The sequence below is a fragment of the Streptomyces sp. NPDC058872 genome, assembly GCF_042743065.1.
Taxonomy (GTDB): Bacteria; Actinomycetota; Actinomycetes; order Streptomycetales; family Streptomycetaceae; genus Streptomyces.
In genome coordinates this window covers 50,356-59,164 of record NZ_JBHYMK010000050.1, presented here as the reverse complement: position 1 = coordinate 59,164, position 8,809 = coordinate 50,356, and the positions used below count along the sequence as shown (strand labels likewise).

Below are 8,809 nucleotides of genomic sequence, written 5' to 3'. Positions count from 1 at the left end.
GCGCCCGCCTCGCCAAGGTGGCCGCCGACGGGCTGGACGCGCGCCCCGAGACCGTCTGACCCCCCCCGGGGGACGCAGGGCGGTGGTTTCCGGAATTCCGGAAACCACGGCCATTCTCATGACTGTGTCTCCCGTCGGCTTCGGATTCACCGACCTCGGGCCGGTAGACCCGCGCCACCGACTCCGCATTCACCGGCCCGCATTCACGAACACTTTCTTTCGGGCAACACAGACGGCGCCACCCGAATAGCCATTCTTTGTATACGGTGCACGTGTTAATTCTGGGCGCTCGCCGTGTTGACTGCGCGTTGCGAAAGCCTCACGCGCCCCCGTTCCTGCCCTTTGGGCCGGTGCAGGGAGAGCGACCGTTCCGCGTGCAACGCCGTCAACGCCCTCGCCCGCTCGGCGTCACCGCGCGCCACGGCGTCCACGATCGCGCCGTGCTCCGCCCAGGCCTCCAGCGGCTGGGCGGGCTGCTCCACGACGTACACCCAAGCGATCTTGTAGCGCAGTTGGGTGAGCAGCGCCGTCAGGGCAGGACTGCCGGAAGCCTGCGCGAGCGTCTCGTGGAACCAGCTCCCGAGCGACCGCAGGTCCTCGCCCTGGCCCCGCCTGGCCCGCTCCTGCCCCAGTCTGACCAGCCCGCGCAACACCTTCAGGTGAGCCTGGGTGCGCCGCTGCGCCGCCCGCGCCGCCCCCAGCGGTTCGAGCAGCAACCGCATGTCGAGGAGATCGGCCGCCTCCTGTTCGGTGGGCTCGGCCACATGGGCGCCCGCATGCCGGCGAGTGACGACGAAGCCCTCGGACTCCAGGGTGCGCAACGCCTCGCGGACCGGAACGCGGGAAACCCCGTACCGACGAGCGAGCTGCTCCTCGGTCAACCGGCTCCCCCGCTCGAACAGACCGGAGACGATGTCGTCCCGGATCGCCGTGCATACCGAGTGCGCGGGAATGCGCATGTCCGACCTCCGCCTTGGTCCGCGCGAGACAATGTGACCGACGCCCGTCCTGCGTCCGATCTGCGACTCTATTGCAGCACGCCAGAATTTCCGATGCCCCAGCGGAATCCATGGATATCTTTTGGTCAGCAAAAAGCCCCGGCTCAGTACGAGCCGGGGCTTTTGCGACGCGGTGCGCGACGGGTCCGGATCAGACCGCGACGCCGCGGGCACGGAGGTACGAGACCGGGTTGATGTCCGAGCCGTACTCGGGGCTCGTGCGCGCCTCGAAGTGGAGGTGCGGGCCGGTCGAGTTGCCGGTCGAACCCGACACGCCTATCTGCTGGCCCGGCTCGACGGTCTGGCCGACGTACACGCCGATGGAGGCGAGGTGCCCGTACTGGGTGTACGTGCCGTCGTTCATCCTGATGACGATGTTGTTGCCGTAGGCGCCGCCCCAGCCGGCCTCGACGACGGTGCCGGAGCCGACGGAGACGACCCGGCTGCCGTAGGCGGCGTGGAAGTCGACGCCGGAGTGGCTGCCGGAGGACCAGAGCGAGCCGCCGGCCTTGTAGCCCGTGGAGACGTACGAGCCGGCAACGGGAAGCTGGAAGGAGGCCAGGCGGCGGCGCTCGGCCTCGCGGGCGGCGCGCTCGCGCTCCAGTCGGATCTCCTTGGCCCGGGCCTCGGCCTTGCGCTTGGCCTCGGCCTCGGCCTTCGCCTTGGCGATGGCCTCGACGGCCTCCTGCTCCTGGGCGGCGGCCTGGGCGTTGATCCGGTCCACGAGGGAGTCCTCGGTGATCACCTGGGTGAGGCCGGTGTCCTCGGCGGACCGGTCGTCCGTGTCGGCGGCGAGCGCCGGGGAGGCCAGGGTGCCGATGACGCCGGTGGTGGCGAGCGTCGCCGCACCGGCGATGCCCACGCTGCGGCGAGCCATCCGGCTCGAACCACGATGCTTCCCGGTGGCACGGGTGAACGCCATGAAGTGGCTGGTCCTTTCCTTCCTTCTCGCCTACCGGGTTAGCTGACGGGTTCGGAGCAGGAAGGTCTCCTACGAACCCCTCCGTCCGGGACGAAGGCGCTCGATTCACCCCAGGGACTCGATGTGGGTCCCCGGCTCCCCAGGCTCGCGCCTGACGGGGACTCGGCGATGACTGTTCGATGCCGCGGTTGCGGCACGTGCAACTGACGAACAGCCGGACCGACGCTATGCGGATCGTCTGTCAATCACCAAACAGACACGCTTATTTGTAAGACATGCCACAGGGCAGAAGGCCACCCTTGCCAGCAATACGGACAAACAGGAGGTCCCTGACGAACCATGCCGTCAGGGACCTCCGTTGTCGGGTTCTGCCGTGGTCGGCAGAACGGATCAGCCGGTCACCACGGTGACTTCGCCGATGCCGAGCTCCCGGACCGGCTCCGCGATCTGAGCGGCGTCACCGACCAGCACGGTGACCAGTCGGTCCACCGGGAAGGCACTGACCACGGCGGCCGTCGCCTCGACCGTGCCCGTCTCGACCAGACGCGCGTACAACTCGGCCTGGAAGTCGTCCGGGAGGTGCTGCTCCACCTGATCGGCGAGCGTCCCGGCGACCGAAGCGGCCGTCTCGTACTTGAGGGGCGCCACACCCACCAGGTTCTGCACGGCCGTCTCGCGCTCGGCGTCCGTGAGGCCCTCGGCGGCCAGGGTCCGCAGCACCTTCCAGAGGTCATCAAGGGCCGGACCCGTGTTGGGGGTGTCGACGGAACCGCTGATGGCCAGCATGGCCGCGCCGTTCCCCCCGGCGTCGGAGCGGAGCACCTGCCCGAAGGCCCGCACCCCGTACGTGTAGCCCTTCTCCTCGCGCAGGACGCGGTCCAGGCGCGAGGTCAGGGTGCCGCCCAGGCAGTAGGCGCCGAGGATCTGGGCCGGCCAGACGCGGTCGTGCCGGTCCGGACCGATCCGACCGATCAGCAACTGGGTCTGCACCGCACCGGGGCGGTCCACGATGACGACCCGCCCGGTGTCGTCGGCGGTGATCGGAGGCATCGGCAGCGGCTCGGCCGGCTCGCCGGTCCAGGCGCCCAAGGACTCGGCGAGGACCTTGTCGAGGTCGATGCCGGTCAGGTCGCCGACGACCACGGCCGTGGCCGTGGCGGGGCGCACGTACGCCTCGTAGAAGGCGCGGACCGCAGCGGCGTCGATCGCGGCGACCGTCTCCTCGGTGCCCTGGCGCGGCCGGGACATCCGGGAACCGTCCGGGAACAGTTCCTTGTAGAGCTGTTTGGCGGCACGACGGGACGGGTTGGCCGACTCGTGCGGAATCTCATCGAGGCGGTTGCGCACCAAGCGCTCGATCTCGGTCTCCAGGAACGCCGGCGCGACGAGGGCCTCGGACAGCAGACCGAGCGCCTTGGGCAGGCGGGAGACCGGCACCTCCAGGGAGACCCGCACGCCCGGGTGGTCGGCGTGCGCGTCGAGCGTGGCGCCACAGCGCTCCAACTCGGCCGCGAACTCCTCCGCGCTGTGCCGGTCGGTGCCCTCGGACAGGGCGCGGGCCATGATGGTGGCAACGCCGTCGAGACCGGCGGGCTCGGCGTCCAGCGGCGCCGGCAGGAAGAGCTCCACCGCCACCACCTGCTGGCCGGGCCGGTGGCAGGTGAGGACGGTCAGGCCGTTGTCCAGCTTCGCACGGTCCGGAGCCGGGAAGGCCCACGGCTTCGCGGTGCCCGGCCGGGGCTGCGGGTGGAAGTCCATGTTGGTCAAAGACACGGCAGCGTCGGTCACTGGTCCGCTCCCTCTTCCTCGTCGCTGTCGCTCTGCTCGGTCGCCAAGGGCTCGTAGACGAGCACCGCGCGGTTGTCGGGGCGCAGCTTGGCCGCCGCGACCGCCCGGACCTCGTCCGCGGTGATGCCCAGGACCCGGTCGACGGCGGTCAGGGCGAGCTGCGGGTCGCCGAAGAGCACCGCGAACCGGCACAGTTCGTCCGCGCGGCCCGCCACCGTGCCGAGCCGGTCCAGCCACTCGCGCTCCAGCTGGGCCTGTGCACGCTCCATCTCCTCCGACGTGGGCCCCTCCGCCGCGAACCGGGCGAGCTCCTCGTCGACGGCCGCCTCGATCTGCGGAACCTCGACGCCGCCGGAGGTCTTGACGTCGAGCCAGCCGAGCGAAGGCGCCCCGGCGAGCCGCAGCAGGCCGAAGCCCGCGGCCACCGCGGTGCGGTCTCGGCGCACCAGGCGGTTGTGCAGGCGGGAGGACTCGCCGCCGCCCAGGACCGTGAGGGCGAGGTCGGCGGCGTCGCACTCGCGCATGCCGTCGTGCGGCAGCCGATAGGCGGCCATCAGCGCACGGGCGGGAACCTCTTCCTCGACGACCTCGCGCAGCTGCTCGCCGATGACCTCGGGCAGCTCACCGGGGCGCGGCTCGGGCTTGCCGTCGTGGGCGGGGATGGAGCCGAAGTACTTCTCGACCCAGGCGAGGGTCTGCGCCGGGTCGATGTCGCCGACGACGGACAGGACCGCGTTGTTGGGGGCGTAGTAGGTGCGGAAGAAGTTCCGCGCGTCCTCCAGGGTGGCCGCGTCCAGGTCGGCCATGGAGCCGATCGGCGTGTGGTGGTAGGGGTGGCCCTCCGGGTAGGCGAGGGCGGTCAGCTTCTCGAAGGCGGTGCCGTACGGCACGTTGTCGTAGCGCTGGCGGCGCTCGTTCTTGACGACGTCCCGCTGGTTCTCCATGGACTCGTCGTCCAGGGCGGCGAGCAGCGAACCCATGCGGTCCGCCTCCAGCCAGAGCGCGAGCTCCAGCTGGTGCGCGGGCATGGTCTCGAAGTAGTTGGTGCGCTCGAAGCTGGTCGTGCCGTTGAGCGATCCTCCGGCGCCCTGGACCAGCTCGAAGTGGCCGTTCCCCTGGACCTGCTGGGAGCCCTGGAACATCAGGTGCTCGAAGAGGTGGGCGAGGCCGGTGCGTCCCTTGACCTCGTGACGCGAGCCGACGTCGTACCAGAGGCAGACCGCGGCGACCGGGGTCAGGTGGTCCTCGGAGAGCACCACGCGCAGGCCGTTCGCCAACCGGTGCTCGGTCGCTGTCAGGCCGCCGGAGCCGGCCTCGGCCGTGGCCGTGTGACCCATGGGCATGTACGTCCCTTCGATCGCGATGTGAAAAAGTCCTGCCACTGTATGCAAGCGCGCCGACACCTGGCGAAGTTCCCGCCCCGTCATGATGTCCCTCTTCCGGGTCGCGGTCGGCGTTGTCGGTGACACGGTCCACAATGGTCCGCGTCAGATCAACCTTGTTGGTGAAGGAGCCGCAGCCGCGATGGCCCGCCGCAGCACGAAGACACCGCCGCCGGACGACGCGTACGAGGAGAGGATCCTCGACATCGACGTCGTCGACGAGATGCAGGGCTCCTTCCTCGAGTACGCGTACTCGGTGATCTACTCGCGTGCCCTCCCGGACGCCCGCGACGGCATGAAGCCCGTACAGCGCCGCATCGTCTTCCAGATGAACGAAATGGGCCTGCGCCCCGAGCGCGGCTTCGTCAAGTGCGCCCGCGTCGTCGGCGAGGTGATGGGCAAGCTGCACCCGCACGGCGACGCGTCGATCTACGACGCGATGGTCCGCATGGCGCAGCCCTTCTCCATGCGTCTGCCCCTGGTCGACGGCCACGGCAACTTCGGTTCCCTGGGCAATGACGACCCACCGGCCGCCATGCGGTACACCGAGTCCCGGATGGCTCCCGCCGCGCTCCTCATGACCGAGTCCATCGACGAGGACACGGTCGACTTCGCGCCGAACTACGACGGCCAGGAGCAGGAACCCGTCGCGCTCCCCGCGGCCTATCCGAACCTGCTGGTCAACGGCGCTTCCGGCATCGCGGTCGGCATGGCGACGAACATGCCCCCGCACAACCTCGGCGAGGTCGTCGCGGCGGCCCGCCACTTGATCCGCTACCCCCATGCCGACCTCGAAGCGCTGATGCGCTTCGTGCCCGGCCCCGACCTGCCCACCGGCGGTCGGATCGTCGGCCTGTCCGGCATCAAGGACGCCTACGCATCGGGACGCGGCTCCTTCAAGATCCGCGCCACCACGACCGTGGAAACGGTGACGGCGCGCCGCAAGGGCATCGTCGTGACCGAGCTGCCGTTCACTGTCGGCCCGGAGAAGGTGGTCTCCAAGATCAAGGACCTGGTCGGTTCCAAGAAGCTCCAGGGCATCGCGGACGTCAAGGACCTCACCGACCGCAGCCACGGCCTGCGCCTGGTCATCGAGATCAAGAACGGTTTCGTGCCGGAAGCGGTGCTGGAGCAGCTCTACAAGCTGACGCCGATGGAAGAGTCCTTCGGCATCAACAACGTGGCCCTGGTCGACGGGCAGCCGCTCACCCTCGGCCTCAAGGAGCTCCTCGAGGTCTACCTGGACCACCGCTTCGAGGTGGTCAGGCGTCGGTCCGAGTTCCGTCGCACCAAGAAGCAGAACCGGCTGCATCTGGTCGAGGGCCTCTTGGTCGCGCTGCTCGACATCGACGAGGTCATCCGCCTCATCCGGGAGAGCGAGAACTCGGCCCAGGCCAAGGAGCGCCTGATGGAGCGCTTCTCCCTCAGCGAGATCCAGACGCAGTACATCCTGGACACTCCGCTGCGCCGGCTCACCAAGTTCGACCGCCTGGAGTTGGAGGGCGAGCGCGACCGCCTCAACGGCGAGATCGACGAGCTGACCGGAATCCTCAACTCCGACGCGGAGCTCCGCAAGTTGGTCTCGGCGGAGCTGGCGGCAGTCTCCAAGAAGTTCGCCACCGACCGGAGGACGGTCCTGCTGGAGTCGGCAGGGGCACCCGTCGCAGCCGTGTCCCTGCAGGTCGCGGACGACCCCTGCCAGGTGCTGCTCTCCTCGACAGGCCTGCTCGCCCGCACGGCAAAGGCCGAACTGCCGCCGGTCGACCCTGACGCGGCGCGGGCCAAGCACGACGTGATCGTGTCTGCGGTGGCCGCCACTCAGCGCGGCGAGGTCGGCGCGGTGACCTCGACCGGAAGGCTGCTGCGGGTCGCGGTGATCGACCTGCCCCAACTGCCGGACACCGCGAGCGTCCCGAACCTCGCGGGCGGCGCACCGCTGTCGGAGTTCCTCTCCCTGGAGACGGACGAGACGGTCGTCTGTCTGACCACGCTGGACGAATCCTCCCCGGGCCTCGCCCTCGGCACGCTCCAGGGCGTGGTGAAGCGCGTGGTGCCGGACTATCCGACGAACAAGGAGGAGCTGGAGGTCATCACCCTCAAGGAGGGCGATCGGATCGTCGGCGCCGTCGAGCTGCGGACGGGTGAGGAAGACCTGGTCTTCATCACCTCCGACGCCCAGCTGCTGCGCTACCAGGCCTCCCAGGTGCGGCCCCAGGGACGTCCGGCAGGCGGCATGGCCGGCATCAAGCTCGCCGCGGACGCCGAGGTGCTCTCGTTCACGGCCGTCGACCCGGCAGCGGACGCCGTCGTCTTCACCGTCGCGGGCTCCACGGGCGCCCTGGACGCCTCGACGGGCACCTCGGCGAAGCTGACCCCCTTCGACCAGTACCCGCGCAAGGGACGTGCGACCGGCGGCGTCCGTTGCCAGCGCTTCCTGAAGGGCGAGGACGTCCTGGTCCTGGCGTGGGCGGGGGCCACCCCGGCGCGCGCGGCCCAGAAGACCGGCGCCCCGGTGGCCCTGCCGGACGTCGATCCCCGCCGCGACGGCTCGGGCACCCCGCTGCCCAAGACGATCGAAGTGGTGGCGGGTCCCGCTCGTTAGAGCCCGTCCGCTTCGGTCTGCTCCGCCGTCTGCTGCACGTACCGCAGGACGCCCCACATGCTGTGCTCGTCGGGGGCGTCCTGCGGGCCGTTCAGCTCGCAGGACGCGAGTTCCTTGCGCAGACCGGCCGGGTCGATGCCGGAGCCGATCAGGACGAGCTGGGTGAGCCGTTCCTCACCGACCGGCCAGGGCTCGGGGTAGAAGCGCAGGAAACGACCGACCGCGTGCACGACGTAACGGTTGTCCTGATCGGCGGGCCCCAGGTCGACGAAGCCCTTGATCCGGTAGAGGCCCTCGGGGCGGGAATCGAGGAAGGCCATCAGCCGGCGCGGTTCCAGCGGTGTCGCGGCCGTCACCGACAGGCTCTCGTAGGCCGCGTGCGGATGGACCTGGTCGATGCCTTCAGGGCCGTAGAGGATGTCCTCGATCGACATCTGCCCCTCGATCTCCCCCTCCGGAACGACCCGGTCGAAGAGCAGCTCGGGATCGATGCGCCCGTGGGAGACCTCGACCACGGCGGCGCGCCCGGCAAGCCCGGCCACGGTCTTCCGCACGCTGCGCAGCTCCTCCTCGGGCACCCGGTCCGCCTTGTTGACGACCACGAGATCGGCGAGGGAGAGGTGCCGGTCGGCCCCGGGGTGCCGCAGCCGGGTGGCGGGGAACTCGGCCGCGTCGACGACCTGGACGAGCCCTCCGTACACGACCCGCTCGTTCTCGCTGGCGAGCACCATGCGCACCAGTTCCTCCGGCTCCGCAAGGCCGCTCGCCTCGATCACGATCACGTCGAGCCGTGCCTCGGGCCGGGTCAGGACCTCCAGGTACTCGTCGAGTTCGCCGGCGTCGACGGCGCAGCACAGGCAGCCGTTTCCGAGCGAGACGGTGGAACCGACCTGACCGGCGACGGTCATCGCGTCGATGCCGATGTCACCGAAGTCATTGACCATGACGCCGATGCGGGTCCCCCGGGCGCTGCGCAGCACGTGGTTGAGGAGCGTCGTCTTTCCTGCTCCGAGGAACCCGGCCAGGACGACGACGGGGATCTGCTGCGTGCTCAAGGGACGTGCCTCCGCTTCCTTCAGGTCCCACTTCCGTGGGAACCCCCCAGGATAAGCACCCG

Annotated in this window: 6 protein-coding genes and 1 riboswitch; of the genes, 1 reads left to right on the top strand and 5 read right to left on the bottom strand. The window is 69.9% G+C overall.

All coding sequences use genetic code 11. The features are described 5' to 3' along the window. Positions 1 to 275: 275 nt before the first annotated feature. The 4 genes from ACFW22_RS27030 to ACFW22_RS27015 all read right to left on the bottom strand — a co-directional run bounded on the left by ACFW22_RS27030 (position 276) and on the right by ACFW22_RS27015 (position 5,051). Positions 276 to 959 carry a GntR family transcriptional regulator gene (locus ACFW22_RS27030; protein WP_386409286.1) on the bottom strand — a complete coding sequence of 228 codons (684 nt, stop codon included), beginning with the start codon at positions 957 to 959 and terminating at the stop codon, positions 276 to 278. 190 nt (positions 960 to 1,149) lie between these two features. After that, the gene (locus tag ACFW22_RS27025) at positions 1,150 to 1,920 is read right to left on the bottom strand and encodes a M23 family metallopeptidase (RefSeq protein ID WP_386409284.1); all 771 of its coding nucleotides are present in this window, start codon (positions 1,918 to 1,920) and stop codon (positions 1,150 to 1,152) included. Positions 1,921 to 1,932: 12 nt separating this feature from the next. Next, a riboswitch (cyclic di-AMP (ydaO/yuaA leader) is annotated at positions 1,933 to 2,098 on the bottom strand. 212 nt (positions 2,099 to 2,310) lie between these two features. Continuing rightward, positions 2,311 to 3,708, bottom strand: coding sequence for a M16 family metallopeptidase (locus tag ACFW22_RS27020; RefSeq protein ID WP_386409282.1), 1,398 nt, complete (start codon positions 3,706 to 3,708; stop codon positions 2,311 to 2,313). After that, positions 3,705 to 5,051, bottom strand: a complete 1,347-nt coding sequence (locus tag ACFW22_RS27015; protein ID WP_386409280.1) for a M16 family metallopeptidase — start codon at positions 5,049 to 5,051, stop codon at positions 3,705 to 3,707. The genes ACFW22_RS27020 and ACFW22_RS27015 overlap by 4 nt, the downstream gene beginning before the upstream one ends. A 181-nt stretch (positions 5,052 to 5,232) precedes the next feature. On the opposite strand from ACFW22_RS27015, the gene ACFW22_RS27010 reads away from it, so the two are divergent. Next, positions 5,233 to 7,692 (top strand): DNA topoisomerase (ATP-hydrolyzing) subunit A, encoded by a 2,460-nt coding sequence (locus tag ACFW22_RS27010; RefSeq protein WP_386409278.1) that lies wholly within the window; start codon positions 5,233 to 5,235, stop codon positions 7,690 to 7,692. On the opposite strand, the gene ACFW22_RS27005 is transcribed toward ACFW22_RS27010, so the two are convergent. Next, complete coding sequence (locus ACFW22_RS27005) at positions 7,689 to 8,747, bottom strand: CobW family GTP-binding protein (protein ID WP_386409276.1); 1,059 nt, start codon at positions 8,745 to 8,747, stop codon at positions 7,689 to 7,691. The genes ACFW22_RS27010 and ACFW22_RS27005 overlap by 4 nt on opposite strands. Positions 8,748 to 8,809: the final 62 nt, after the last annotated feature.